This is a genomic window from Klebsiella sp. JB_Kp004, from assembly GCF_040065795.1.
Lineage (GTDB): Bacteria > Pseudomonadota > Gammaproteobacteria > Enterobacterales > Enterobacteriaceae > Klebsiella > Klebsiella quasipneumoniae.
Window position 1 is genome coordinate 76,354 of the sequence record NZ_JBEAKW010000035.1, and the last position, 24,697, is coordinate 101,050.

Below are 24,697 nucleotides of genomic sequence, written 5' to 3' on the forward strand. Positions count from 1 at the left end.
CGACTTATGGCTTATCAATCGCAAGATATTATTCGTCGTTCCGCGACTAACGGTTTCACCCCCGCGCCTCAGGCGCGGGACCACCAGCAGGAGGTGGCGAAGCTTATCGACGTCACCACCTGTATCGGCTGTAAAGCCTGCCAGGTGGCCTGTTCCGAGTGGAACGACATCCGGGATGAAGTCGGTCACAACGTCGGGGTGTATGACAACCCGGCGGACCTGACCGCCAAGTCATGGACGGTAATGCGCTTCTCGGAAGTGGAGCAAAACGACAAGCTGGAATGGCTCATCCGCAAAGATGGCTGCATGCACTGCGCCGATCCGGGCTGCCTGAAGGCCTGCCCGTCAGAAGGCGCGATCATTCAGTACGCCAACGGCATCGTCGATTTCCAGTCCGAGCAGTGCATCGGCTGCGGTTACTGTATCGCCGGCTGTCCTTTCGATGTGCCGCGTCTGAACCCGGAAGACAACCGCGTCTACAAATGTACCCTGTGCGTAGACCGCGTCACCGTCGGCCAGGAACCGGCCTGCGTGAAAACCTGCCCAACCGGCGCCATCCACTTTGGCTCCAAAGAGGATATGAAAACGCTGGCCGGCGAGCGCGTGGCTGAGCTGAAAACCCGCGGTTACGACAATGCGGGCCTGTACGATCCGGCCGGCGTCGGCGGCACCCACGTCATGTACGTGCTGCACCATGCCGACAAGCCGAATCTGTACCACGGCCTGCCGGAAAACCCGGAGATCAGCCAGACCGTCAAGTTCTGGAAAGGCATCTGGAAACCGCTGGCGGCCGTCGGCTTCGCCGCGACCTTCGCAGCCAGTATCTTCCACTACGTCGGCGTCGGTCCGAACCGCGCGGAAGAGGAAGAGGACAACCTGCATGAAGAGAAAGACGAGGTGCGCAAATGAAACGACGTGACACCATCGTGCGCTACACGGCGCCGGAACGCATCAACCACTGGGTCACCGCCTTCTGCTTCATCCTGGCGGCGGTAAGCGGGTTAGGCTTTTTCTTCCCGTCCTTTAACTGGCTGATGCATATCCTCGGCACGCCGCAGCTGGCGCGAATTCTCCACCCATTCGTCGGGGTGGTGATGTTCGCGTCGTTCATCATCATGTTTTTCCGTTACTGGCACCACAACCTAATCAATCGGGATGATATCTTTTGGGCGAAGAATATTCGTAAGATCGTCGTCAACGAGGAGGTAGGCGATACCGGGCGCTATAACTTCGGCCAGAAATGCGTATTCTGGGCGGCGATTATCTTCCTGGTACTGCTGCTGGTGAGCGGTGTGATCATCTGGCGTCCGTATTTTGCGCCGGCTTTCTCAATCCCGGTGATCCGATTTGCGCTGATGCTGCATTCATTTGCCGCAGTGGCGTTAATTGTGGTTATCATGGTGCATATCTACGCCGCCCTCTGGGTGAAAGGCACCATTACCGCGATGGTGGAAGGCTGGGTCACCAGTACGTGGGCGAAGAAACATCACCCGCGCTGGTACCGAGAGGTCCGCCAGAAACAGGAAAAGTCATCTGAATGAGTATTCGCATAATCCCGCAAGACGAGCTGGGTTCGAGCGAGAAACGCACGGCGGAAGCCATTCCGCCGCTACTGTTCCCCAGACTGAAAAATTTGTATAACCGCCGCGCTGAACGCCTGCGCGAGCTGGCCGCCAACAACCCGCTGGGCGATTATCTGCGCTTTGCCGCGCTGATCGCCCATGCCCAGGAAGTGGTGCTGTACGACCATCCGCTGCAGATGGATCTCACCGCCCGCATTAAAGCGGCCAGCGAACAGGGCAAGCCGCCGCTGGATATCCACGTCCTGCCGCGCGACAAACACTGGCATAAGCTGCTGCACTCGCTGATTGCCGAGCTGAAGCCGGAGATGAGCGGCCCGGCGCTGGCGGTGATTGAGAATCTGGAAAAAGCCTCTGAGCAGGAGCTGGAGCAGATGGCCAGCGCGCTGTTTGCTTCCGACTTCGCCTCGGTCAGCAGCGATAAAGCGCCGTTCATCTGGGCCGCGCTGTCGCTCTACTGGGCGCAGATGGCCAGCCTGATCCCCGGAAAAGCGCGCGCCGAATACGGCGAACAGCGCCAGTTCTGCCCGGTGTGCGGCTCGATGCCGGTCTCCAGCATCGTGCAGATCGGTACCACCCAGGGGCTGCGCTATCTGCACTGCAATCTGTGCGAAACCGAGTGGCACGTGGTACGCGTCAAATGTAGCAATTGCGAACAGAGCCGCGATCTGCACTACTGGTCACTGGACAACGAGCAGGCTGCGGTGAAAGCTGAAAGCTGTGGCGACTGCGGAACCTACCTGAAAATTATGTATCAGGAGAAGGATCCGAAAGTCGAAGCCGTCGCCGACGATTTGGCATCCCTGGAGCTCGACGCCCGCATGGAGCAGGAAGGCTTCGCCAGAAGCTCAATAAACCCGTTCATGTTCCCCGGCGAAGGGGAGTAAGTTCTCATCAAACCGGGAAGCACTTGCGACCCGGTCTTTCAATGCGTTTCTATAAAGATCATCTTGCTACGCCATTGGCTTACAGTAATCGAATCAGGCTCGTACAGCTACCAGTCACACATTACAAGTGCCAAACCGCAGTATCCAGCACCTCGGCCGGCGTTCACGCATTTTTGCGAGCCGCTTTCCAGAACGTAAAGGCGATCTCATCAAGTCTGTCTTTTCGCCATAATCCAGGCTATAACACTGGATATTAAAACAGTATAAGGAACTTCACATGGCGCTGGAAAAAGGGATTGCTTCGCTGGTTGAGGCGTTTATTGCGGCAGAGCGTCCGTCATCACGCGATCAACATATTGATGATCGGAGAGCCGGCTATATCGCCAGCGCGGTGCTCGCCGGGGAGATGGAAACCAGAGTGCGGGTGGAGGATATCACGCTGGAGGGGATGAACTTCCGCATCGTTTCACCACCCACCGCCAGCGGCTTGTTGCCGACACTTATCTACTACCACGGCGGCTGTTTTGTCAGCGGCGGCTTTGCCACCCACGACAATCAGCTCCGTCAGCTAGCCTGGTTCAGCGGCTGCCGGGTGATCGCCGTGCAGTACCGCCTGGCGCCGGAGCATACCTTTCCGGCGGCGCACGATGACGCAGAACAAGGTGTCATGATTATCCACCGACACGCGGAGCAGCTTGGCGTTGACGCATCACGCATCACCCTGGCTGGCGACAGCGCCGGCGGGCACCTCGCTCTGGTAACGGCCCTGCGCCTGAAAGCGAATACGGCGTGGCAACCCGCGCAACTGATTCTGATTTATCCCATGCTTGACCCCACCGCCAGCATGGCGAGCTACGTCAGCAACGGCGCTGACTATGTGATTACCCGGGACACGCTGCTGAGCGGCTATGAAATGTACCTCGCCTCGACGCCGGCGAACCATCCGGATGCCAGTCCGCTCTGGCGAGACGATTTTCACGGTTTGCCGCCGGTGCATATTCTGACGGCGGAGTTCGATCCTTTACGCGACGAGGGCGAAGCGCTGCATCGAAGGCTGATGGCGCAAGGGGTGGAGAGTTCCTGTCAGCGCTATCTGGGAGTGATCCACGGCTTCTTTCAGCTGGGGGGGATCAGCCGCGCCGCGCGAGAGGCCATGCGGGATATCGCCTGGCGCGTAGCATCGCCAGGACGATAACCGCCCGGGGCTACTCTTCCTCGTTGCCGCCCTCTTCGTAAGAGCCAAAGGGCTTCGCCGGCAGCACGATGTAGATCCCCTCGAATACGGCGCCCTGTTTATCGTCGCCAAAAAGCTCCACCTGCATTTGCACGCGGGCTTTACGCCCACGCGCCAGACGGTCAAGATCGCCGCTCAGCGAACCGAGGTCGGCAATGGCGCTGGGACGGCCGCTAATGGGCTGACTGTAGCGGATGTGCGCATCCGCCAGAATGATGGTGCCCCCCAGGTGCCGCTCGCGCAGCATCAGCCAGATAAGCCCCCATCCGGTTAAGGTGGCGAGAGAGAACAAGCTGCCGGCAAACAGCGTGTGGTGCGGATTCTGATTCCCCGCTTCCGGCATGGTAGTAATAAATTTCTGCCCGGTGTACTGCTGAATGCGCACGCCCATCTTTTCACTCAGCGGGATATGCTGATACCACGCCTGCTGCAGCTGCGCGCACCAGTCGCCGCGGTGGAGAATATCGTCCAGCGACGCGACCGGTTTAATCATCAGGAAATGACGGATCGGCGTGGTGGTCGGGGTAGTAATCTCCCCCTGATTGACAAAGCCGAGCTTGGCGAAAAACTCCACCGCATCTTCGCGAGCGCTACAGGTGACCCGCTTAACCCCTTCCTGACGCGCGACGGACTCGAGGGTCATCGCCATCAGCGTACCCAGCCCTTTATCCTGCACCGAGGGATGAACAGCCATAAAGCGAATGGAAGCTTCATTCTCCGCATTGATATATAGCCGGCCGACGGCCACCAGGTTGCCCTCTTCATCCACCACCATCTGATGATGCGCCATCGCATCCCAGGCGTCACGTTCCGAACCCTTAGGCTGATGCAGCGGCTTACGCAGCATTTCCCAACGGAACTGATAGTAGCTCTCTAACTCTTCTGCTGTTTGCGGTACACGAAGGTGATACATAGTCGTACTCTCTTTTGTTACCCGCAGCCTGCCCGGAAGCTGGGTCATACCTGCAACCAAAAGGTCACGGGACCATCATTGACCAAAGAAACCTGCATATCCGCAGCGAATCTTCCGGTCTGGGTGTTCATTTCCTGCTGGCGACAGCGGGCGACAAAATACTCATACAGCGCCTCAGCGCGGTCCGGAGCAGCGCCTTTCGAGAAGCTCGGCCGCATCCCCCGCTCGGTATCGGCCGCCAGCGTAAATTGCGAAACCACCAGCACGCTGCCGCCCGCCTGCTGAACATTCAGGTTCATTTTCCCCTCCGCATCGCTGAAGATGCGGTAGCCCAGCACGCGCTCGCAGAGGCGATTCGCTTTTTGTTCATCATCGTCTTTTTCGACCCCCAGCAGCACCAGAAGCCCCGGGCCAATTTCGCCCGTCACTTCGTCCGCCACGGTAACGCTTGCACGGGATACGCGTTGAATTAATGCAATCATGGTTGTTCTGTTTCTTCTGTTTTAAGTTTGCGGTATTCACCGAGAGTGACAGTAATTTCAGCGCCAAGCAAGACGATACACCAGGTCCAGTACACCCAGACGAACAAAATCGGCACCACCGAAATCACGCCATAAATGAGCTGATAGGACGGAAAGGTGGTGATATAGAGGGCAAACGCTTTTTTACCTGCCTCGAACAGCAGCGCCGCCACCAGCGCCCCGATCACCGCGTCGCGGTTCCGCACCTGGGTCGTGGGTACAATACTGTAGAGCAGCCAGAATGCTGCCCAGGAGAGGATCAGCGGGAAAAGGCGGAGCAGATTATCAATTACGCCGTCCAGGTCGCTTGCCCAGCGCAGCGACAGCAGATAGGAACTGATCGCCAGGCTGGCGCCCGCCAGCAGCGGACCAAGGGTCAGGATCATCCAGTAGACGGCAAAGGAGTAAACTTTGGACCGGCTGCGCGTGCTGCGCCAGATGGTGTTTAGCGCACTGTCGATCGAGTACATCAGCAGCAGCGAGGTCACGATCAGGCCAAAGGCGCCTACGGCGGTCATGCGGCTGGAATTGGCGACGAACTGCTCGATATATCCCTGGATCACATCCCCGGTCGCCGGAATAAAATTGGCGAAGATAAAATGGCGGATCTGCACGCTGACTTCGGAGAACATGGGGAAGGCCGCAAACAGCGCGAACACGACGGCAATCAGCGGCACCAGGGACAGTAATGACACATAGGCGAGGTTCCCCGCCAGGGTGGTCATATGGTCTTCATCAATACGCCGCCACAGCAGCTTAAGCCACGCCAGCAGCGGCCGGGTATGGTGGAGTAATTTTTGATGAACGGTTCTTAGCATATCTGTTTCGCGAAATAGTCAGGGATGGTCTTCTTCCCGGTCACCAGAATACTGGTGATCCCCAACCGGTTAGCCCCTGCTATATTATCGACGTTATCATCAAAAAAGACCGTATCTGCGGCGGAAAAACCCTCTTCTTCCAGTACTCGCTGATAAATTTGCGCTTCAGGCTTACGCATTCCCATCTCCTGAGACAGATAGATGCGATCGGCGGCAGCGCGCACTTCCGGGTATTCATCCGGCCAGAACGTGGTGTGAAGACGATTGGTATTGGAGAGCACCACCACGCGATGGCCCTGGGCACGCAGTTTTTGTATGATCGCAATCACTTCCGGACGCAGCGCGACAAACACTGCCTGCCAGCCGTGAGCAAACTGCTCATAGCTGAGGGACATATTCATTTCATGGCACATGGCGGCGGCAAAATCTTCATCGCTGAGCTCGCCGCGCTCATGCTGATGGAATGCCTCTCCCATGGTGAAATGCTGCTTCAGCGTCGCCAGCGGGATGCGGGTTAAATCGCTCCAGGCCCCCAATACCCGGTTGAAGTCAATGTCGACAATCACATTACCTAAATCAAAGATATAGAGCATTTTCGTCTCCTTCCGCGCCGTGGAAAATTAACTTTAGCGGGAAAGGCAGGATTTGACTATTGGCGTGTGATGCAGGAATCAAAAAAAGAAACCCCGCCGGAGAGGCGGGGTTTTACGAACAACAAGAAGAATAAATTACTCTTCTTTTGCACCGCGCATCGCGCGTTTACGGTCGTTCTCGGTCAGGTGACGTTTACGGATACGGATAGAGGTCGGAGTGACTTCTACCAGTTCGTCGTCATCGATGAACTCCAGAGCCTGCTCCAGGGTCATCTTAACCGGCGGAACCAGAACCGTGGCTTCGTCAGTACCGGACGCACGCATGTTGGTCAGTTTCTTACCGGTCAGGCAGTTTACCGTCAGGTCGTTAGAACGGCTGTGAATACCGATGATCTGGCCTTCGTAAACTTCCGCACCGTGACCGAGGAACAGCTTACCGCGATCCTGCAGCCCGAACAGGGCGAACGCTACCGCTTTACCCTGACCGTTGGAGATCAGCACGCCATTGTTACGCTGGCCCACTTCGCCCGGACGAACGTCGTCGTAGTGGCTGAAGGTGGAGTACAGCAGACCGGTACCGGAGGTCATGGTCATGAACTCTGAACGGAAGCCGATCAGACCGCGGCTTGGGATCACGTAGTCGAGACGTACGCGGCCTTTTCCGTCCGGATTCATGTTTTTCAGGTCGCCTTTACGCTCGCCCAGCGCCTGCATAACAGAACCCTGGTGCTGCTCTTCGACGTCCAGCGTCACGTTCTCGAACGGCTCTTGTTTACGGCCGTCGATTTCACGGAAGATAACTTTCGGACGGGAAACCGCCATCTCGAAACCTTCACGACGCATGTTTTCAATCAGAACGGACAGGTGCAGTTCACCACGGCCGGAAACGCGGAACGCATCAGCGTCTTCGGTTTCTTCAACGCGCAGCGCCACGTTGTGCACCAGCTCTTTGTTCAGGCGGTCCAGAATCTGGCGAGAGGTAACGAACTTACCTTCTTTACCGCAGAACGGAGAGGTGTTGACGTTGAAGAACATGGAAACGGTCGGTTCATCGACGGACAGGGCTGGCAGCGCTTCGACATTCTGCGGGTCGCAGATGGTGTCGGAGATGTTCAGCTCGCCCAGACCGGTGATCGCGATGATGTCGCCAGCTTCAGCTACGTCGCTCTCGATACGCTCAAGACCCAGGTGGGTCAGTACTTTACCGACTTTACCGTTACGGGTTTTGCCTTCGCTATCGATGATAGTGACCTGCTGGTTCGGCTTCACTTTACCGCGTTTGATGCGGCCGATGCCGATGACGCCAACGTAGTTGTTGTAGTCCAGCTGGGAGATTTGCATCTGCAGCGGACCGTCAAGGTCAACGTCCGGCGCCGGCACGCGATCGACAATCGCCTGGTACAGCGGGGTCATGTCTTCAGCCATGTCTTCGTGGTCCAGACCCGCGATACCGTTCAGCGCGGACGCGTAAACGATCGGGAAGTCCAGCTGTTCGTCGGTCGCGTCGAGGTTAACGAACAGGTCGAACACCTGATCGACAACCCAGTCCGGACGCGCGCCCGGGCGGTCAACTTTGTTGATGACCACGATCGGCTTCAGACCGTGGGCAAAAGCTTTTTTGGTCACGAAGCGCGTTTGCGGCATCGGGCCATCAAAGGCATCTACCACCAGCAGCACAGAGTCAACCATGGACATAACACGCTCAACTTCACCTCCGAAGTCGGCGTGCCCTGGGGTATCAACGATGTTGATACGGTAATCATTCCATTTGATTGCGGTGTTTTTCGCGAGGATGGTAATCCCACGCTCTTTCTCCAAATCGTTGGAGTCCATCACACGTTCTTGTGCTTCAGTACGTGCGTCGAACGTACCGGATTGCTGTAGCAGCTTGTCAACCAGGGTAGTTTTACCATGGTCAACGTGCGCGATGATGGCGATATTACGCAGATTTTCGATCACAACTTTGCCTCAGGCATTAGAAATAGCGCGTTATTGTACACGTATTAAGCGAAGGACTGAACAGGATCACAAACATCCTCCGCAAACAAGTATTGCAGAGTTTCTTTGTGACCGCTTTCACGGAGCGATAAAAGGGCACCGTAACAAAAATTGCACCAAAATGGTGCTCAATGTTCACACTGAGGCACTATTTTGGTGCATTATCTCCATCATGGTGCAGTCCTTTTGCACTATGGTGCGCATGATACAGCGTTTTATAGGGCATTTAAAAGTTGGCACAGATTTCGCTTTATATTTTTTAAGGCAACAACGCCACTTTTAAGCAGTATGAAGTTTTCGTTACCACGACGACAATGACCAATCCGGGAGAGTTTAAGTATGTCCGCTGAACACGTTTTGACGATGCTGAACGAGCACGAAGTGAAGTTTGTCGATCTGCGCTTCACCGATACCAAAGGTAAAGAACAGCACGTCACGATTCCGTCTCATCAGGTAAATGCCGAATTCTTCGAAGAAGGCAAAATGTTTGATGGCTCCTCGATTGGTGGCTGGAAAGGTATCAACGAATCTGACATGGTCCTGATGCCGGACGCTTCCACCGCGGTCATTGACCCGTTCTACGAAGAACCGACCCTGATCATCCGCTGCGATATCCTCGAGCCAGGCACCCTGCAGGGCTATGACCGTGACCCGCGCTCCATCGCGAAACGCGCTGAAGAGTACCTGCGCGCCACCGGCATTGCTGACACCGTCCTGTTTGGGCCAGAACCAGAATTCTTCCTGTTCGACGACATCCGTTTCGGCGCCTCTATCTCCGGCTCCCATGTCGCGATCGATGACATCGAAGGTGCGTGGAACTCCTCCACCAAATACGAAGGCGGTAACAAAGGTCACCGTCCGGGCGTGAAAGGGGGTTACTTCCCGGTTCCGCCAGTAGACTCTTCTCAGGATATCCGTTCCACCATGTGTATGATCATGGAAGAGATGGGCCTGGTTGTTGAAGCTCACCACCACGAAGTGGCTACCGCAGGTCAGAACGAAGTGGCAACCCGCTTCAACACCATGACCAAAAAAGCGGACGAAATTCAGATTTACAAATACGTTGTTCACAACGTCGCTCACCGCTTCGGTAAAACCGCGACCTTTATGCCGAAACCGATGTTCGGCGACAACGGTTCCGGTATGCACTGCCATATGTCTCTGGCGAAGAACGGCACCAACCTGTTCTCCGGCGACAAATACGCAGGTCTGTCTGAGCAGGCGCTGTTCTACATCGGCGGCGTAATCAAACACGCTAAAGCCATCAACGCCCTGGCGAACCCGACCACCAACTCCTACAAGCGTCTGGTCCCGGGTTACGAAGCGCCGGTTATGCTGGCTTACTCTGCCCGTAACCGCTCTGCCTCCATCCGTATTCCGGTGGTGACCTCTCCGAAAGCGCGTCGTATCGAAGTGCGCTTCCCGGACCCGGCTGCCAACCCGTACCTGTGCTTTGCGGCGCTGCTGATGGCTGGCCTCGATGGTATCAAGAACAAAATCCATCCGGGCGAAGCAATGGACAAAAACCTGTACGACCTGCCGCCGGAAGAAGCGAAAGAGATCCCGCAGGTTGCCGGTTCTCTGGAAGAAGCCCTGCAGGCCCTGGATGCTGACCGCGAGTTCCTGACAGCTGGCGGCGTATTCACTAATGACGCTATCGATGCTTACATCGCCCTGCGTCTGGAAGAGAACGACCGCGTACGCATGACTCCGCATCCGGTTGAGTTCGAACTGTACTACAGCGTCTAATTTTGCTGTAAATCCAGGGTATGTCGTGTTGTGGCGCGAGATGCCCGGGATATTTTGTTGCCGTGGAAACTTTCAGCCCATCTCAGGATGGGCTTTTTTCTCCACCAACACGCTGATCTCGCGAGCTTTTTACCGATAAAAAGCTATACTGCACTAAATTGGTGCACTCTTTTTCAGGAGACTGTCGAATGGCAACAGGCACACTGCCCGATGCTGGGCAGATCCTTAACTCTCTTATCAACAGTATCTTACTGGTCGATGACGACCTGGCGGTGCACTTTGCCAATCCTGCGGCCCAGCAGCTGCTGGCGCAGAGTTCGCGCAAACTGTTTGGCACCCCGTTACCTGAGCTGTTGAGCTATTTCTCATTGAATATCGGGCTGATGCAGGAGAGTCTGCAGGCGGGCCAGGGTTTTACCGATAACGAAGTGACGCTGGTTATCGATGGCCGCTCGCATATCCTGTCGCTGACCGCCCAGCGGCTGCCGGAAGGCTTTATTCTGCTGGAAATGGCGCCGATGGATAACCAGCGCCGCCTGAGCCAGGAGCAGCTGCAGCACGCGCAGCAGGTCGCCGCCCGCGATCTGGTCCGCGGCCTGGCGCACGAGATTAAAAACCCGTTAGGCGGCCTGCGCGGCGCGGCACAGCTGCTCAGCAAAGCCCTGCCCGACCCGGCGCTAACGGAATATACCAAAGTGATCATCGAGCAGGCCGACCGGCTGAGAAATCTGGTCGATCGTCTGCTCGGGCCACAGCATCCGGGCATGCACGTTACCGAAAGCATCCACAAGGTCGCCGAACGGGTAGTGAAACTGGTCTCGATGGAGTTGCCGGACAACGTGAAGTTGATCCGTGATTACGACCCCAGCCTGCCGGAACTCCCCCACGACCCGGATCAAATTGAACAGGTGTTGCTGAACATCGTCCGTAATGCGCTGCAGGCGCTGGGGCCGGAAGGGGGCGAAATTGTTCTCCGTACCCGGACCGCTTTCCAGCTGACGCTGCACGGGGTGCGTTATCGCCTCGCCGCCCGTATTGACGTCGAAGATAATGGCCCGGGTATTCCGCCCCAGCTCCAGGATACGTTGTTTTATCCGATGGTCAGCGGCCGCGAAGGCGGTACCGGCCTGGGCTTATCTATCGCCCGCAGCCTTATCGATCAGCACTCCGGCAAAATTGAATTCACCAGCTGGCCGGGTCATACCGAATTTTCGGTATACCTGCCTATTCGGAAGTAGAGGTGTTTATGCAACGAGGGATAGCCTGGATCGTTGATGACGATAGCTCCATCCGCTGGGTGCTTGAACGCGCGCTCACCGGAGCCGGCTTGAGCTGCACAACGTTCGAAAGCGGCAATGAGGTGCTAGATGCCCTCACCACCAAAACCCCGGATGTACTGCTGTCAGATATCCGTATGCCGGGAATGGATGGCCTGGCGCTGCTCAAACAGATTAAGCAGCGTCATCCAATGCTTCCGGTCATCATAATGACCGCGCATTCCGATCTGGACGCCGCGGTCAGCGCTTATCAACAAGGCGCGTTTGATTATCTGCCCAAACCTTTTGATATCGATGAAGCCGTCGCCCTCGTCGACCGGGCGATTAGCCACTATCAGGAGCAGCAGCAGCCGCGAAATGCGCCGATAAGCAGCCCCACCGCCGATATCATTGGCGAGGCGCCGGCCATGCAGGATGTCTTTCGCATTATTGGCCGTCTGTCGCGCTCATCCATCAGCGTGCTGATCAATGGCGAATCCGGTACCGGTAAAGAGCTTGTCGCTCATGCCCTGCATCGTCATAGCCCGCGCTCAAAAGCGCCATTTATCGCGCTGAATATGGCGGCGATCCCCAAGGACCTGATCGAATCGGAACTGTTTGGGCATGAAAAAGGGGCCTTTACCGGCGCCAATACCGTCCGTCAGGGTCGCTTTGAACAGGCTGACGGCGGTACGCTGTTCCTGGATGAAATTGGCGATATGCCGCTGGATGTCCAGACTCGCCTGCTGCGCGTTCTGGCGGATGGCCAGTTTTATCGCGTGGGCGGTTACGCGCCGGTGAAGGTCGATGTGCGGATCATCGCCGCCACCCACCAGAATCTGGAGCAGCGGGTGCAGGAGGGGAAATTCCGTGAAGATTTATTCCACCGCCTGAACGTGATCCGGGTGCATTTGCCGCCGCTGCGCGAGCGTCGGGAAGATATTCCTCGTCTGGCCCGCCATTTTCTGCAGATTGCCGCCCGCGAGCTAGGTGTTGAAGCCAAACAGCTGCATCCGGAAACGGAGACAGCGCTGACCCGCCTGGCGTGGCCGGGCAACGTTCGCCAGCTGGAAAACACCTGTCGCTGGCTCACCGTCATGGCCGCCGGCCAGGAGGTGCTGACGCAGGATCTGCCGAGCGAACTGTTTGAGACCACCATTCCTGATAGCCCGACGCAGATGCAGCCAGACAGCTGGGCGACGCTGCTGGGTCAGTGGGCCGATCGGGCGCTGCGCTCCGGTCATCAAAACCTGCTCTCAGAAGCGCAACCCGAAATGGAACGCACGCTGCTGACAACCGCCCTGCGTCATACTCAAGGACATAAACAGGAGGCTGCGCGCCTGCTGGGATGGGGTCGTAATACCCTGACGCGTAAGCTAAAAGAGTTGGGTATGGAGTAGGGTTTAACGGCGTGATGAAAAATAGCCGATCAGCGCAAAGTGCTGCTATTTTGTACTTTACTGTTCCGATGAGTTGAGTATGATCGTGCCCGGCATTAGGGGAGAGCATCATGTTTGAATCACTGGTGAGTATGATATCGAGCGGCGCCGCTGCGAGTCACACGCCGCAAACGGCAGTCGCTGCCGTGCTGTGCGCTGCGCTGGTCGGGCTGTTCAGCTAATTGTTCCCCCTCTCCTGCGGGAGAGGGGGAAAACATTAAATCACCCGTGAGAACTGCTGCATCCGAGCCTTTTGCCGGAGATAGGCATCAAAGCACATGCAGATGTTGCGGATCAGCAGGCGGCCTTTCGCCGTTACCTGGATAGCCTTACTCTCCACCACCACCAGCCCGTCATGCGCCAGCGGCGCCAGCAGTTTCAGGTCCTCGGCAAAATAAGTCTGAAAATCCACGGCCCACTGCGCTTCGACGGCATCAATATCCAGACGGAAGTTACAGATCAACGCCTTAATCACGTCGCGACGCAAACAGTCGTCACGGGTTAACGCGATCCCGCGCCACAGGGCGTTCCCTTGCTCTGCCACCTGCTGGTAGTACTGCTTCAGCTCTTTTTGGTTCTGAGCGTAGCTGTCGCCAATCATGCTGATCGCAGACACGCCCATCCCCAGCAAATCGGTATCGCCCTGAGTGGTGTAGCCCTGGAAATTGCGATGCAGTACGCCGTGACGTTGCGCGACCGCTAATTCATCATCAGGACGCGCGAAGTGGTCCATGCCGATAAACTGATAGCCCGCCGCCGTCAGCGAGCCGATGGTCTCCTGGAGGATCTCCAGCTTCTGTTCAGCAGAGGGCAGATCGGCATCTTTAATTTTGCGCTGTGCGGCAAAGAGCGTGGGCAGATGCGCGTAGTTAAACACGCTCAGGCGGTCAGGGTTGAGCTCGGCGACCTTTTGCAGGGTGAAGGCAAAGCTCTCCGGCGTTTGCTTCGGCAGGCCGTAGATGAGGTCGATATTGGTCGAAGTAAATCCAATCTCCCGCGCATGGCGAAGCAAGTCAAAGATGAACGCTTCGTCCTGCTCGCGGTTAACCAGACGCTGAACCTCTTTATTGAAGTCCTGCACGCCCATACTCAGGCGGTTGAAACCCTCAGCGCGTAAATGATCGAGGACATCCAGCTCGATTTCACGCGGATCGACCTCGATAGAGATCTCGGCTTCGGCGCTGAAATGAAAATGGGTACGCAACAGATCCATCAGGCGACTGATTTGCGCCTTATTGAGATAGGTCGGCGTGCCGCCTCCCCAGTGCAGTTGCTTAACCTGACGGTTGGCAAACAGCGGCGCGCGGTGGATGATCTCCTGTTCAAGGAGATCGAGATACTGATCGGCCTTATGCTGCTGGCGGGTGACGATCTTATTGCAGCCGCAGAAATAACACAGCTTATGGCAAAACGGGATATGCACATACAGCGACAGGGGACGCTGTGGGTAACGGGCCACAGCGGCATCGAATTCCGCCGCGCCGAATTGTGGTGAAAACTCCAGCGCGGTGGGATACGAGGTATAGCGCGGCCCGGAATAGTTATATTTCTGGATCAGGGCCAGATCCCAGTCGATTATCTGCTCAGACATGCTCACTCCTTCCGATGGTGCCGCCGACGGGTACGCCGTCCCGGCCCCACCGCACCGCGGGTCATGAGCCGGTTGCGCAGCCATTTTTGACGCCGCGACAACCGTCGTAGTTTAACGAATAACCACAGCAGATAACATATAACCAGAAGGGTTATAAGCAGTACCGGGGATCCGATGGGATGCAAATGTTAGTTTCCACCCTTCAGCAGACGCATCATATCTTCCTGACGCTCTTCCTCTTCTTCATCTTCGTCTTCGTAAGAGAGGCCGAGCTGCTGCATCAGCTCATCAATACGATCCAGTTTGGCATCCACCCAGCTCTGCTCTTCAGCATTCAGGGTACCGCCCTCTTCCAGACGTTCCAGCAGCGCGTCCAGGCGCTCATCATTCTCCAGCAACTCCAGCTCAGCCTGCGGTGAAAGCATAGGTTTCTCGCTCTTTGGTTTATGCTGCTTGGGAGCTGGAGCGCTGCTTTCGCTCGCGCCCAGCGGGATTGGTTTTTTGCTGCCCACGCGCGGATCTTGCGCCTGGCGCTGTTTTTTACCCGCTGAAGCCGCATCGCCGCCGTTCGCGCGACTTCCTGCCGCGTGGCCACGATGTTTCTTCTGCCGTTTGCGATCGCGAGCTTCCTGATTTAACTCTTCACGCGACTTGCGGCCGGATTTGCCACGGGTGGCGGATGTCGGTTTTTTCATGGTGTGTAATCTTCAGACAGTATTATTCAGTATAGAATTGAGGCGGAATCTAGCAGAAAGCAAGCAAAGAAAAAAGGCGACAGATTACTCTGTCGCCTTTTTCCTCACTGACCACCCTTAACGGGCTCTTCTTTCCCTGTTCGCTAACGACTTACCCTGTCTTTCCCTTAGCGTCCAACGGTCCCTGTTTCTTCCTTTTCCCTTTGAAACGTTTCCAAAACGCGTGTCATCCTGGCAATCCTGTGGTCTTCGCCTCCTGGCGCTTCCTGACCCCTCGTCCTGAGTCCTCATCCTTTTCAGCATCCTCGCCGTTGTGTATTACTTTACCGTGTTGACAAAAATCGACAACCAGTCTGGCCGTTAAAAATCTACTTTCAGATTTCTCTATTTTTATAATTTATTTAGTTTCATATGGTTATGATTTATTGGCCTTATTTTTCTCAGGCATGTCCTATACGAAGAATAGCCAATGTCTCACAAAGTGCAGGGTTTTTACTTACAGAACCGGCGTGCGGTAAAAACAGCCTTTTTCTGCTGTTCAGGTATAATCCCTGCCATAGCCTGTTTTAACGGAGACGACCGTCTTGACCAACTGGAATTATCAACTGACGCACTTTGTCACCAGCGCGCCAGATATCCGCCATCTTCCTGCCGATACTGGTATTGAAGTGGCATTCGCCGGCCGCTCCAATGCGGGAAAATCCAGCGCACTGAATACGCTGACCAACCAGAAAAGCCTGGCGCGGACCTCCAAAACGCCCGGACGTACACAGCTGATTAACCTGTTCGAAGTTGCCGAAGGCAAACGCCTGGTCGACCTGCCCGGCTATGGTTATGCGCAAGTCCCGGAAGAGATGAAGATCAAGTGGCAGCGCGCGCTGGGAGAATATCTGGAAAAACGTCTGTGCCTGAAGGGCCTGGTGGTTCTGATGGACATTCGCCACCCGCTTAAAGATCTCGATCAGCAGATGATCCAATGGGCGGTAGAAAGCGATATTCAGGTGCTGGTGCTGCTGACCAAAGCCGATAAGCTCGCCAGCGGCGCGCGTAAAGCGCAAGTGAATATGGTGCGTGAAGCGGTACTGGCCTTCAATGGCGATGTCCAGGTTGAACCCTTCTCCTCGCTGAAAAAATCTGGCGTGGATAAGCTGCGACAGAAGCTGGATAGCTGGTTTAACGAAATCCCGCCGCAGGAAGAAGAGCGCGCCGCAGACGAGTAATCGTCACGAACAGCCGGATAAGAGCGTACCGCGCCTTATCCGGGTTCCTCTCCAGAATCAAGCACAAGCGTGTCCTGTCCCTTTGCCACTTTTCTTTCGCGCAATAAAAAACGCCCCGGTCATAAATGACCGGGGCGGCTAAAATATTCAGCCAAATCCGATTACGTGAAGTAAAAGGTCTGAAAGATAGAACATCTTACCTCTGTACCCTACGCGAATAACTCTACTCTTCTTTCGCTCACGGATAAAGCATTTTTTGTAGTTTTTTTTCACTATTTACATAGCAAATTCAAATGATCCTCACAAAACTCTATAAGTTATGTTGCTTACTTACAGAAAATCGCGTTGCGCTTTGTATACTTAGTGCGCTTGATCCCAGTTTTCTCCGCTGCCCACTTCCACCAGCAACGGTACCGCCAGCGTAGTGCTGTTCTCCATCAGTTCGTGGATCTTTTTCGATACGGCATCAAGCTCATCTTTATGCACTTCAAAGACCAGTTCATCGTGAACCTGCATGATCATCCGCACGCGAGGCTTCTCGCTGCGCAGCCATTCATCAACGGCAATCATCGCCCGCTTGATGATATCCGCAGCCGTCCCCTGCATCGGGGCGTTAATCGCCGCACGTTCCGCACCGGCGCGACGAGCGCCATTGCTGGACTTGATATCCGGTAAATAGAGTCGACGGCCATCCAGCGTTTCAACATAACCTTGCTCCTTCGCCTGCGCGCGGGTGCGCTCCATATACTCCAGCACGCCCGGATAACGCTCGAAATAAAGATCCATGTACTTCTGCGCTTCTTTACGCGGGATGTTCAGCTGGCGGGCCAGGCCAAAGGCGCTCATGCCATAGATCAGACCGAAGTTGATAGCTTTCGCACTGCGCCGCTGTTCGCTGCTGACGCTGTCCAGCGGTAAGCCAAACACTTCAGCCGCCGTCGCCCGGTGAATATCCTTCCCTTCCGCGAAGGCGGTCAGCAGGCCTTTATCCCGCGACAGGTGCGCCATAATGCGCAGCTCGATTTGCGAGTAGTCCGCCGAGACAATGACGTAATCTTCCGGCGCGATAAACGCCTGGCGAATACGGCGCCCTTCTTCGTTACGCACCGGAATGTTTTGCAGGTTTGGATCGGTAGACGACAAACGGCCAGTGGCGGTAACCGCCTGATGATAGGAGGTATGCACGCGGCCCGTTTTGGGGTTAATCATCAGCGGCAGCTTATCGGTATAGGTCGACTTCAGCTTCGCCAGCCCACGGTACTCCAGAATCACTTTCGGCAACGGGTAATCGAGCGCCAGCTCTTCCAGTACCTCTTCAGAGGTTGACGGCGCGCCGCCCGGCGTCTTCTTCAGCGGTTTGATACCCTGTTTTTCAAACAGGATCGTTTGCAGCTGTTTGGTGGAGGAGAGATTAAACGCTTCCCCGGCGATCTCATGCGCCCGCTGCTCCAGCTCAACCAGGCGCTGGGCAATTTCCTGCGAGTGCGCATGCAGCACGGCGGGGTCGATTTTAACGCCATTGCGCTCAACGCGAGACAGCACCGGCACCAGCGGCATTTCAATGTGTTGGAAGATATTCAGCGGACCTTCATGCTGCTGCAGCTTCGGCCACATTTTCAGATGCAACTGAAGCGTGACGTCGGCGTCTTCCGCCGCGTAGCGACCAGCCTCCTCCAGCGCAATCTGGTTAAAGGTGAGCTGATTCTTACCCTTGCCAGCGATCTCTTCGAAGGTAATCGTTTTATGCTTCAGCCAGCGGTCGGAAAGACTGTCCATATCGTGGCGGCCCGCCACGCTGTCGAGAATGTAAGATTCCAGCATGGTATCGAACGCAATCCCGCGCAGCTCAATGTCGTAATTAGCCAAAATGCCGCGATCGTATTTGAGATTTTGCCCAACCTTGAGCAGCTTCTCATCCTCCAGCAGCGGTTTAAGCAGCGCCAGCACGCGCTCGCGCGGGATCTGGTCCGGCGCATCAAGGTAATCATGCGCTACCGGGACATAGGCGGCCACGCCCGGCTCAACAGCGAATGAAAGGCCGACCATGTTGGCGGAGATGTTATCCAGGCTGTCGGTTTCCGTATCAAAGGCAAAGAGCGGCGCCTGCTTCAGCTTATCGATCCAGGTGAGCAGCGTGGCCTCATCAAGGATAGTGACATAGTGCTCTGCTGAAAGTGCAGTAGCGGCTTCAACCTCTTCTTCGGCTTCTGCCGCTGCTGCAGGCACTGCAGGTTTCGCAGCCGGTTTGCCCCCCTTCGCCTGCAGCCATTTCCCGGCTTCAACGTCGGTGGTCCAGCGCTTAAACTCATACTGTCTGAACAGCGCCAGCAGATCGTCTGCCGCCGGCGGCTGCACCTCAAGCTCTTCACAAGTGAGCTCCAGCTCGACGTCGGTTTTGATGGTCGCCAGCTGATAAGAGAGATAAGCCACCTCCTTGTTCTGCTCCAGCTTCGCCGCCATCGTTTTCGCGCCGCGGAAGCTCAGTTCAGCGATTTTCTCCGGTTCCGCATACAGCGTATCGAGGCCGCCAAGGCCTTGCAGCAGCGCCTGGGCGGTCTTTTCGCCCACGCCCGGCACGCCAGGAATGTTATCCGAGGAGTCGCCCATCAGCGCCAGGAAATCAATAATCAGCTCCGGCGGGACGCCGTATTTGGTAACCACCTCATCCGGCCCGAGGATAGTGTTGGTCATGGTATTGATCAGGGTGATCCCCGGCGTCACCAGCTGGGCCATGTCTTTATCGCCGGTACTGATCAGCACCGGACGTCCGGCCCTTTCCGCTTCCCGCGCCAGGGTGCCAATCACATCGTCAGCTTCGACGCCCGGGACTGCCATCAGCGGCAGCCCCATCGCTTTCACCATCTTATGCAACGGCTCAATCTGCGCGCGCAGATCGTCCGGCATCGGCGGGCGATGAGATTTGTAATGTTCGAACAATTCATCACGGAAGGTTTTCCCTTTCGCATCAAAGACCACGACGGCATGAGTCGGTTGATACTGCAGAATCAAACTGCGCAGCATATTCAGTACGCCGTACATAGCCCCGGTGGGCTCCCCTGCGCTGTTAGTCAGCGGCGGAAACGCATGATACGCCCGATAAAGATAGGAGGAGCCGTCAACGAGGATGAGAGGGTTTTCTGGGATCTGAACCATAATTTCCGTGCCTGTTTATCAGATTATGGATAAAGGATGCCACAGACGGGCATGAAATCCTGAATTTTTCCCGCATTTCGCGGAAAAGATTCAACGATCGTCGCGATCGCGCGACAACTTAGCTTGTGGATAACTTTGTGCATAGTTTTACAACGTCAGCTTATCCGCCCCGGGAAATAAATGAATAAATAGTATTAATTACTATTTATCAATCACTTAAAAACAGATCAACGATCCTGGCATTAATTTGATGACCTAATCTTCCATGTGGATAGAAGATCCTTGTTTTTTTCTGTTCTGGTAAGACCCGTCATTTGCCGCGTTTTCTGGTAAAATCAGCCCCTTGCGCAGCTTAAAGGCGCTCTTTGTCAGCCTAACTTTCTGAATAAACTAACTATGTCGAGATTACTCGCTGCGATAACACTTCCGCTGAGTATCGCCTTAACCATCTTAGTCACCGTTATCTGCTCTGTACCGATCATCGTCGCCGGGCTGATTAAACTGCTGGTCCCCATTCCAGCGGTATGGCGCTCTATATCCGTTTTTTGCAATTTTATGATGTACTGCTGGTGCGAAGGGCTGGCGCTGCTGTTGCATCTCAATCCCTGGCTAAAATGGGACGTCCAGGGTCTGGAAGGCCTGAACAAAAAGAACTGGTATCTGCTGATCAGCAACCACCACAGCTGGGCAGATATCGTGGTGCTGTGCGTACTGTTCCGCAAGCATATTCCGATGAATAAGTACTTTCTTAAACAACAGCTGGCGTGGGTACCGTTCATCGGTCTCGCCTGCTGGGCGCTGGATATGCCTTTTATGCGCCGCTATTCGCGTAGCTATCTTATTCGTCACCCGGAACGCCGTGGTAAAGATGTCGAAACCACCCGCCGTTCATGTGAGAAATTCCGCTCACATCCGACGACTATCGTCAATTTCGTGGAAGGCTCACGTTTTACCGACGCAAAAAAGCGCGAGACGCGCTCCCCTTACCACAATCTTTTACCACCGAAAGCGGCAGGTATTGCCATGGCGCTCAATGTTCTCGGTTCGCAGTTCGATAAACTACTGAACGTTACGCTGTGCTACCCGGAAAATAATGCAAGGCCGTTTTACGACATGTTAAGCGGCCGACTGACGCGCATTGTGGTTCGTATCAATCTGGTACCGATTGGCGAAGAGCTACACGGCGATTACGTCAACGATAAGAACTTTAAGCGTGGCTTCCAGCGCTGGCTGAATGGGCTGTGGGAAGAGAAAGACCGTCAGTTAACTGACATTATGCGGGACAAAGAAGGGGCGCCACGGTAAAGCAGATAGAGTAACGCCGGTCAGTGACCGGCGCTTTTTTTATTTCTTCTCAACCAGCTGCTTCACGGTATCCGCATACTGAGCGACGAAGACATCCATATTGCTGGTGTCCATCCCCTGCGGGTTCAGCTGGTACTTACCATTGACGTACATAGCCGGTACCCCCTGCAGCTGCAGATCGGCTGCCGCTTTCTCCTGCTGAGCGACCAGAGATTTCACCACGAAGCTGTTCCATGCGGCATCGTAGTCTTCCCCTTTCACGCCAGCGTCGACGAACACTTTACGAATGTCAGCCAGGCTCTGCACGGTCTGGTTTTTCTGCACCGCTTCGAACATCGGCGCCGTAATTTTATCTTCAACGCCCAGCGCGATGGCAACAGCCCATGCCTGCGTCAGCTCCTTGCCCAGCGGCCCCAGGAACTCGACGTGGTATTTGGTCATTTTGGTGCCTTCTGGCAGTTTCTGGCGCACGCTGTCAGAGACATGCAGCACTTCTTCAAACTGATAGCAGTGCGGGCAGTAGAATGAAAAGAACTCAAGCACCTGTGGCTCGCCAGCAACCGGCTTATCAAGGGTGATGTACTGCTTGCCGTCGGTGATCTGGGCAGCGGATGCACTAAAAGCCAGAATCATACCAGCCAGCGCCAGCCAAACTTTTTTCATGATTTACTCTCTCCTGGATATATCACATTAATACATTGGCGTTAACTGAAGCGGGGGTTCCTGTAGAACCTTCACCTGCTCGAGAAAAGTAGACGTCTGCCCTCGCCAGTAATCCTCCCCGGTTAACCAGGGGAAATTAACCGGGAAAGCCGGATCGTCCCAGCGTCTGAGCAACCACGCCAGATAATAAACCAGTCGCATGGCGCGTAAAGGTTCAATAAGCGCGATTTCATCGCTGTTAAAGGGGCTGAATTCCTCATAGGCCTCGACGATGGTCTCCAGCTGCATACGCTGTTCAGCCTTATCGCCGTTGAGCAGCATCCACAGATCCTGAATCGCCGGGCCGGTTCGCGCATCGTCTAAGTCAACAAACAGCGGCCCATCGCGCCAGAGGATATTGCCTGCATGGCAGTCACCATGCAGGCGCAAAGTAGTCCCGCCGCCGTGCCATTGGGTCATGACGGCAGCGATGAGTTTATCGGTCGCCTTCAGGAAATCGGCCTTCAGGCCTGACGGGATAAGCGTCGACTGTTCAAATACCTGGCGCGGTTCCAGCAGATACTCCTGCACGCCAATCTCCGGACGCGCAGAAAAGCGCTGTTTGCGCCCGGTCTGGTGCAGGCGCCCAAGATAACGGCCAACCCACTCCATCTGATCAAGGTTATCCGCCTCGAACTGTCGGCCGCCAAGGCTTGGGAAAACGGCAAAATAAAATCCCTGATGCTGATGAAGCGTACTGTCGTTAAATAACAGCGGCGCAGCAACGGGCACTTCATCTTCTACAAGCTGAAGCGCAAACTGGTGTTCTTCAAGGATCTGCGCTGCCGACCAGCGCTCAGGACGATAGAACTTCACCACATAGCGATGACGCTCTTCGTCCTGGAACTGATAAACGCGGTTCTCATAGCTGTTCAGCGGGGTAAGACCGGAGTCCACCCGCATACCCAGATCGAATAATCCATCGATAATGGTATCCGGGCGAAGCGTCTGAAAAGTAAAAGCCTTATCGTGCATCCTGACATCCGATAATCGTACGAATAGTTCAGGATATCATCTCATTGCGCTTTACGCGGCAGCGCTTACAACCTTTTACTCTTTTATTACGCCGCGGGCGCGCAACAGCGCGGTTTTAAAGTCCTCTTCATAATCCTTCTGAATACCCGGGATGACAGCATCTTTTGAAGAGTCACGCATCTTCAGGTGATAGATCAGAATATCGTCGGAAAGATCGCTCAGTTCGCCATCATAGCCGGCCTCTTTCGCCAGCTTCTGCAAAAATTGCATCAGGTTCAGTTCAGGCTCTTTCTGCCAGGCGGGCTGGAGAAGTTCAATTACTTCATTCAGACGTTTACATTTCATGGTCATGCTCCTTACTCTTGATAGGGACAAGTTAACAGGGTCAATCCCACAATGAAAGAGGCGATATTCATATGCAAAGCGAGGCGATAACCGGCGTCGTGCTGGCGGGCGGCAGGGCCACGCGAATGGGCGGCATTGATAAAGGATTACAGTTGCTCAATGGACGTCCTCTCTGGCGACACGTCGCGGAGGCATTAGCTCCGCAGGTAGATGAGTTAGTGATTAGCGCCAACCGTCACCTTACGCAGTGGCAAGCCAGTGGATATCCGGTGTTTCGTGATACGCAGGCGGGGTACCCGGGTCCTTTAGCCGGTATGCTTGCTGTGATGCAGCAGGTCGCGAGTCCATGGTTTGTTTTTTGCCCCTGCGACACGCCCTTCATTCCGTCATTTTTAGTTGAGCGCTTTATCCAGCAAAAAAGCGCTGCGCCGGTGGTTTGGGCCCATGACGGCGAACGGGATCATCCCGCCGTTGCGCTGGCGCATCGTCAAATTATTCCGCATCTGGAGGCCTGTCTTGCCAGCGGCGAACGCCGGGTAATGGTGTTCATGCGCCAGATGGGCGGCCATCCGGTTAGCTTCAGCGAGGTAAAATCGGCTTTTATGAATGTGAATACGCTCGAGGATTTGCAACGTATGCAGGAGCCATCATGATCCCGCTATTAGCGATTGCCGCCTGGAGCGGTACAGGGAAAACGACATTATTAAAGCGTCTCATTCCTGAGCTGTGCGCTCAAGGATTACGTCCTGGTCTGATCAAGCATACCCATCATGATATGGACGTGGATAAGCCGGGCAAAGATAGCTATGAATTGCGCAAGGCGGGCGCTGCGCAAACCATTGTCGCCAGCGAACAGCGGTGGGCGCTGATGACCGAAACACCCGAGAAGCCGGAATTAGATCTCACATGGCTGGTCAGTCGAATGGATGCCAGCAGACTGGACCTTGTTTTGGTCGAGGGTTTCAAGCATGAAGCAGTGCCTAAGATCCTGCTTTTTCGGCAAAACAGCGGCCATCGTGTGGAAGAGTTAACGATGGATGATCATACCATCGCCGTGGCCAGCGATGTATCGATCGCGACCTCACTTCCGCTGTTGGATTTAAATAATATTCCGCAGATTGCGACATTTATTGTCGGCTGGTTAGCGAAGCAGTAGCAGAACTTCAGGCGATATTTTTCCCTGAGTCAGTGCTGCATATCTTGTCCGCGCCACAGGGGCGTAGCCCCATGTCAGATCCGTAGCCCCGGTAAGCGCAGCGCCACCGGGGGAAGCATGTCGGCACCCTCGCCGGAGGACAAAAACGCAAAAAAGCTCAGTCTTTCGACTGAGCTTTCTGCTTTATTTGATGCCTGGCAGTTCCCTACTCTCACATGGGGAGACCCCACACTACCATCGGCGCTACGGCGTTTCACTTCTGAGTTCGGCATGGGGTCAGGTGGGACCACCGCGCTAGTGCCGCCAGGCAAATTCTGTTTTATCAACACGTCCTGCGGACGCATCGATTAATCTGTATCGAAGCTGAAAATTCTCTCAAATCGCCAAAACATCTTCGGCGTTGTAAGGTTAAGCCTCACGGTTCATTAGTACCGGTTAGCTCAACGCATCGCTGCGCTTACACACCCGGCCTATCAACGTCGTCGTCTTCAACGTTCCTTCAGGAGACTTATAGTCTCAGGGAGAACTCATCTCGGGGCAAGTTTCGTGCTTAGATGCTTTCAGCAC

23 protein-coding genes and 2 rRNA genes are annotated in these 24,697 nt (G+C 55.2%); 12 read left to right on the plus strand and 13 right to left on the minus strand.

All coding sequences use genetic code 11. From position 1 onward, the window contains the following. Positions 1 to 6 precede the first annotated feature (6 nt). From fdxH to ABLX76_RS15625, 4 genes are all read left to right on the plus strand, one after another. Positions 7 to 909, plus strand: a complete 903-nt coding sequence (gene fdxH / locus ABLX76_RS15610; RefSeq protein WP_002882822.1) for a formate dehydrogenase subunit beta — start codon at positions 7 to 9, stop codon at positions 907 to 909. Beyond that, the gene (gene fdoI / locus ABLX76_RS15615) at positions 906 to 1,541 is read left to right on the plus strand and encodes a formate dehydrogenase cytochrome b556 subunit (RefSeq protein ID WP_004203632.1); all 636 of its coding nucleotides are present in this window, start codon (positions 906 to 908) and stop codon (positions 1,539 to 1,541) included. Before fdxH ends, fdoI begins: the two co-directional genes overlap by 4 nt. Beyond that, on the plus strand, positions 1,538 to 2,467 hold the full coding sequence (fdhE, locus tag ABLX76_RS15620; RefSeq protein ID WP_348874808.1) for a formate dehydrogenase accessory protein FdhE: 930 nt from the start codon (positions 1,538 to 1,540) through the stop codon (positions 2,465 to 2,467). The genes fdoI and fdhE overlap by 4 nt, the downstream gene beginning before the upstream one ends. 277 nt (positions 2,468 to 2,744) lie before the next feature. Continuing rightward, positions 2,745 to 3,662, plus strand: a complete 918-nt coding sequence (locus tag ABLX76_RS15625; RefSeq protein WP_044520862.1) for an alpha/beta hydrolase — start codon at positions 2,745 to 2,747, stop codon at positions 3,660 to 3,662. Between the two features lie 10 nt (positions 3,663 to 3,672). Here ABLX76_RS15625 and fabY read toward each other — a convergent pair whose 3' ends face one another. From fabY to typA, 5 genes are all read right to left on the minus strand, one after another. Then, on the minus strand, positions 3,673 to 4,614 hold the full coding sequence (gene fabY / locus ABLX76_RS15630; protein WP_004178031.1) for a fatty acid biosynthesis protein FabY: 942 nt from the start codon (positions 4,612 to 4,614) through the stop codon (positions 3,673 to 3,675). A gap of 44 nt (positions 4,615 to 4,658) precedes the next feature. Continuing rightward, entirely contained in the window at positions 4,659 to 5,096 is a 438-nt protein-coding gene (gene dtd / locus ABLX76_RS15635) for a D-aminoacyl-tRNA deacylase (protein ID WP_004203627.1), read from the minus strand. Next, positions 5,093 to 5,953 carry a virulence factor BrkB family protein gene (locus tag ABLX76_RS15640; RefSeq protein WP_117129495.1) on the minus strand — a complete coding sequence of 287 codons (861 nt, stop codon included), beginning with the start codon at positions 5,951 to 5,953 and terminating at the stop codon, positions 5,093 to 5,095. The genes dtd and ABLX76_RS15640 overlap by 4 nt, the downstream gene beginning before the upstream one ends. Beyond that, on the minus strand, positions 5,947 to 6,546 hold the full coding sequence (yihX, locus tag ABLX76_RS15645) for a glucose-1-phosphatase (RefSeq protein ID WP_348874812.1): 600 nt from the start codon (positions 6,544 to 6,546) through the stop codon (positions 5,947 to 5,949). Before yihX ends, ABLX76_RS15640 begins: the two co-directional genes overlap by 7 nt. A gap of 135 nt (positions 6,547 to 6,681) precedes the next feature. Next, positions 6,682 to 8,505, minus strand: coding sequence for a ribosome-dependent GTPase TypA (typA, locus tag ABLX76_RS15650; RefSeq protein WP_023291496.1), 1,824 nt, complete (start codon positions 8,503 to 8,505; stop codon positions 6,682 to 6,684). A 378-nt stretch (positions 8,506 to 8,883) separates the two neighbouring features. On the opposite strand from typA, the gene glnA reads away from it, so the two are divergent. The 4 genes from glnA (at position 8,884) to ABLX76_RS15670 (ending at position 13,170) form a co-directional block, all read left to right on the plus strand. Beyond that, a complete protein-coding gene (gene glnA / locus ABLX76_RS15655) occupies positions 8,884 to 10,293 on the plus strand; it encodes a glutamate--ammonia ligase (protein ID WP_004203622.1) in 1,410 nt (469 codons plus the stop codon). A 188-nt stretch (positions 10,294 to 10,481) separates the two neighbouring features. Continuing rightward, positions 10,482 to 11,531 carry a nitrogen regulation protein NR(II) gene (glnL, locus tag ABLX76_RS15660; protein WP_004203621.1) on the plus strand — a complete coding sequence of 350 codons (1,050 nt, stop codon included), beginning with the start codon at positions 10,482 to 10,484 and terminating at the stop codon, positions 11,529 to 11,531. An 8-nt stretch (positions 11,532 to 11,539) separates the two neighbouring features. Further along, complete coding sequence (gene glnG / locus ABLX76_RS15665) at positions 11,540 to 12,949, plus strand: nitrogen regulation protein NR(I) (RefSeq protein WP_002882749.1); 1,410 nt, start codon at positions 11,540 to 11,542, stop codon at positions 12,947 to 12,949. Positions 12,950 to 13,059: 110 nt separating this feature from the next. Then, positions 13,060 to 13,170: a YshB family small membrane protein gene (locus ABLX76_RS15670; RefSeq protein WP_004152951.1), complete on the plus strand. Its 111-nt coding sequence runs from the start codon at positions 13,060 to 13,062 to the stop codon at positions 13,168 to 13,170. A gap of 35 nt (positions 13,171 to 13,205) precedes the next feature. On the opposite strand, the gene hemN is transcribed toward ABLX76_RS15670, so the two are convergent. Together hemN and yihI are read right to left on the minus strand one after the other, a co-directional pair. Next, the gene (gene hemN, locus ABLX76_RS15675) at positions 13,206 to 14,579 is read right to left on the minus strand and encodes an oxygen-independent coproporphyrinogen III oxidase (protein ID WP_050534191.1); all 1,374 of its coding nucleotides are present in this window, start codon (positions 14,577 to 14,579) and stop codon (positions 13,206 to 13,208) included. A 188-nt stretch (positions 14,580 to 14,767) separates the two neighbouring features. Further along, on the minus strand, positions 14,768 to 15,274 hold the full coding sequence (gene yihI / locus ABLX76_RS15680) for a Der GTPase-activating protein YihI (RefSeq protein WP_101978051.1): 507 nt from the start codon (positions 15,272 to 15,274) through the stop codon (positions 14,768 to 14,770). Positions 15,275 to 15,858: 584 nt separating this feature from the next. On the opposite strand from yihI, the gene yihA reads away from it, so the two are divergent. Next, a complete protein-coding gene (gene yihA / locus ABLX76_RS15685) occupies positions 15,859 to 16,494 on the plus strand; it encodes a ribosome biogenesis GTP-binding protein YihA/YsxC (protein WP_023291493.1) in 636 nt (211 codons plus the stop codon). Positions 16,495 to 16,854: 360 nt separating this feature from the next. Here yihA and polA read toward each other — a convergent pair whose 3' ends face one another. Continuing rightward, the gene (gene polA, locus ABLX76_RS15690; RefSeq protein ID WP_048296380.1) at positions 16,855 to 19,647 is read right to left on the minus strand and encodes a DNA polymerase I; all 2,793 of its coding nucleotides are present in this window, start codon (positions 19,645 to 19,647) and stop codon (positions 16,855 to 16,857) included. Between the two features lie 396 nt (positions 19,648 to 20,043). Here polA and ABLX76_RS15695 point away from each other — a divergent pair, with 396 nt between their 5' ends. After that, positions 20,044 to 20,952 (plus strand): acyltransferase, encoded by a 909-nt coding sequence (locus ABLX76_RS15695; protein WP_049014350.1) that lies wholly within the window; start codon positions 20,044 to 20,046, stop codon positions 20,950 to 20,952. Between the two features lie 39 nt (positions 20,953 to 20,991). Here ABLX76_RS15695 and dsbA read toward each other — a convergent pair whose 3' ends face one another. The 3 genes from dsbA to ABLX76_RS15710 form a co-directional block, all read right to left on the minus strand. Beyond that, the gene (gene dsbA, locus ABLX76_RS15700) at positions 20,992 to 21,615 is read right to left on the minus strand and encodes a thiol:disulfide interchange protein DsbA (RefSeq protein ID WP_004203613.1); all 624 of its coding nucleotides are present in this window, start codon (positions 21,613 to 21,615) and stop codon (positions 20,992 to 20,994) included. 27 nt (positions 21,616 to 21,642) lie between these two features. Continuing rightward, the gene (locus ABLX76_RS15705) at positions 21,643 to 22,629 is read right to left on the minus strand and encodes a serine/threonine protein kinase (protein WP_004203612.1); all 987 of its coding nucleotides are present in this window, start codon (positions 22,627 to 22,629) and stop codon (positions 21,643 to 21,645) included. 75 nt (positions 22,630 to 22,704) lie between these two features. Next, positions 22,705 to 22,974, minus strand: coding sequence for a YihD family protein (locus ABLX76_RS15710; RefSeq protein ID WP_002882612.1), 270 nt, complete (start codon positions 22,972 to 22,974; stop codon positions 22,705 to 22,707). Positions 22,975 to 23,045: 71 nt separating this feature from the next. Here ABLX76_RS15710 and mobA point away from each other — a divergent pair, with 71 nt between their 5' ends. After that, positions 23,046 to 23,627 carry a molybdenum cofactor guanylyltransferase MobA gene (mobA, locus tag ABLX76_RS15715; protein ID WP_348874817.1) on the plus strand — a complete coding sequence of 194 codons (582 nt, stop codon included), beginning with the start codon at positions 23,046 to 23,048 and terminating at the stop codon, positions 23,625 to 23,627. Continuing rightward, entirely contained in the window at positions 23,624 to 24,130 is a 507-nt protein-coding gene (gene mobB / locus ABLX76_RS15720; protein ID WP_023291488.1) for a molybdopterin-guanine dinucleotide biosynthesis protein MobB, read from the plus strand. Before mobA ends, mobB begins: the two co-directional genes overlap by 4 nt. Before the next feature lie 192 nt (positions 24,131 to 24,322). Here the strand turns inward: mobB and rrf are convergent. Both rrf and ABLX76_RS15730 read right to left on the minus strand, forming a co-directional pair. Then, positions 24,323 to 24,438: ribosomal RNA gene (rrf, locus tag ABLX76_RS15725) — 5S ribosomal RNA — on the minus strand. A gap of 96 nt (positions 24,439 to 24,534) precedes the next feature. Beyond that, positions 24,535 to 24,697 (minus strand): 23S ribosomal RNA (locus tag ABLX76_RS15730); the annotation flags it as partial.

Coding starts and splice junctions, on each gene's coding strand:
- fdhE (WP_348874808.1), top strand. CDS start 1,538: ATGAGTATTCGCATAATCCCGCAAGACGAGCTGGGTTCGAGCGAGAAA.
- hemN (WP_050534191.1), bottom strand. CDS start 14,579: ATGTCTGAGCAGATAATCGACTGGGATCTGGCCCTGATCCAGAAATAT.
- ABLX76_RS15710 (WP_002882612.1), bottom strand. CDS start 22,974: ATGAAATGTAAACGTCTGAATGAAGTAATTGAACTTCTCCAGCCCGCC.
- fdxH (WP_002882822.1), top strand. CDS start 7: ATGGCTTATCAATCGCAAGATATTATTCGTCGTTCCGCGACTAACGGT.
- glnA (WP_004203622.1), top strand. CDS start 8,884: ATGTCCGCTGAACACGTTTTGACGATGCTGAACGAGCACGAAGTGAAG.
- ABLX76_RS15670 (WP_004152951.1), top strand. CDS start 13,060: ATGTTTGAATCACTGGTGAGTATGATATCGAGCGGCGCCGCTGCGAGT.
- dsbA (WP_004203613.1), bottom strand. CDS start 21,615: ATGAAAAAAGTTTGGCTGGCGCTGGCTGGTATGATTCTGGCTTTTAGT.
- mobB (WP_023291488.1), top strand. CDS start 23,624: ATGATCCCGCTATTAGCGATTGCCGCCTGGAGCGGTACAGGGAAAACG.
- dtd (WP_004203627.1), bottom strand. CDS start 5,096: ATGATTGCATTAATTCAACGCGTATCCCGTGCAAGCGTTACCGTGGCG.
- glnL (WP_004203621.1), top strand. CDS start 10,482: ATGGCAACAGGCACACTGCCCGATGCTGGGCAGATCCTTAACTCTCTT.
- fabY (WP_004178031.1), bottom strand. CDS start 4,614: ATGTATCACCTTCGTGTACCGCAAACAGCAGAAGAGTTAGAGAGCTAC.
- mobA (WP_348874817.1), top strand. CDS start 23,046: ATGCAAAGCGAGGCGATAACCGGCGTCGTGCTGGCGGGCGGCAGGGCC.
- fdoI (WP_004203632.1), top strand. CDS start 906: ATGAAACGACGTGACACCATCGTGCGCTACACGGCGCCGGAACGCATC.
- ABLX76_RS15695 (WP_049014350.1), top strand. CDS start 20,044: ATGTCGAGATTACTCGCTGCGATAACACTTCCGCTGAGTATCGCCTTA.
- ABLX76_RS15705 (WP_004203612.1), bottom strand. CDS start 22,629: ATGCACGATAAGGCTTTTACTTTTCAGACGCTTCGCCCGGATACCATT.
- polA (WP_048296380.1), bottom strand. CDS start 19,647: ATGGTTCAGATCCCAGAAAACCCTCTCATCCTCGTTGACGGCTCCTCC.
- ABLX76_RS15640 (WP_117129495.1), bottom strand. CDS start 5,953: ATGCTAAGAACCGTTCATCAAAAATTACTCCACCATACCCGGCCGCTG.
- yihX (WP_348874812.1), bottom strand. CDS start 6,546: ATGCTCTATATCTTTGATTTAGGTAATGTGATTGTCGACATTGACTTC.
- glnG (WP_002882749.1), top strand. CDS start 11,540: ATGCAACGAGGGATAGCCTGGATCGTTGATGACGATAGCTCCATCCGC.
- yihI (WP_101978051.1), bottom strand. CDS start 15,274: ATGAAAAAACCGACATCCGCCACCCGTGGCAAATCCGGCCGCAAGTCG.
- ABLX76_RS15625 (WP_044520862.1), top strand. CDS start 2,745: ATGGCGCTGGAAAAAGGGATTGCTTCGCTGGTTGAGGCGTTTATTGCG.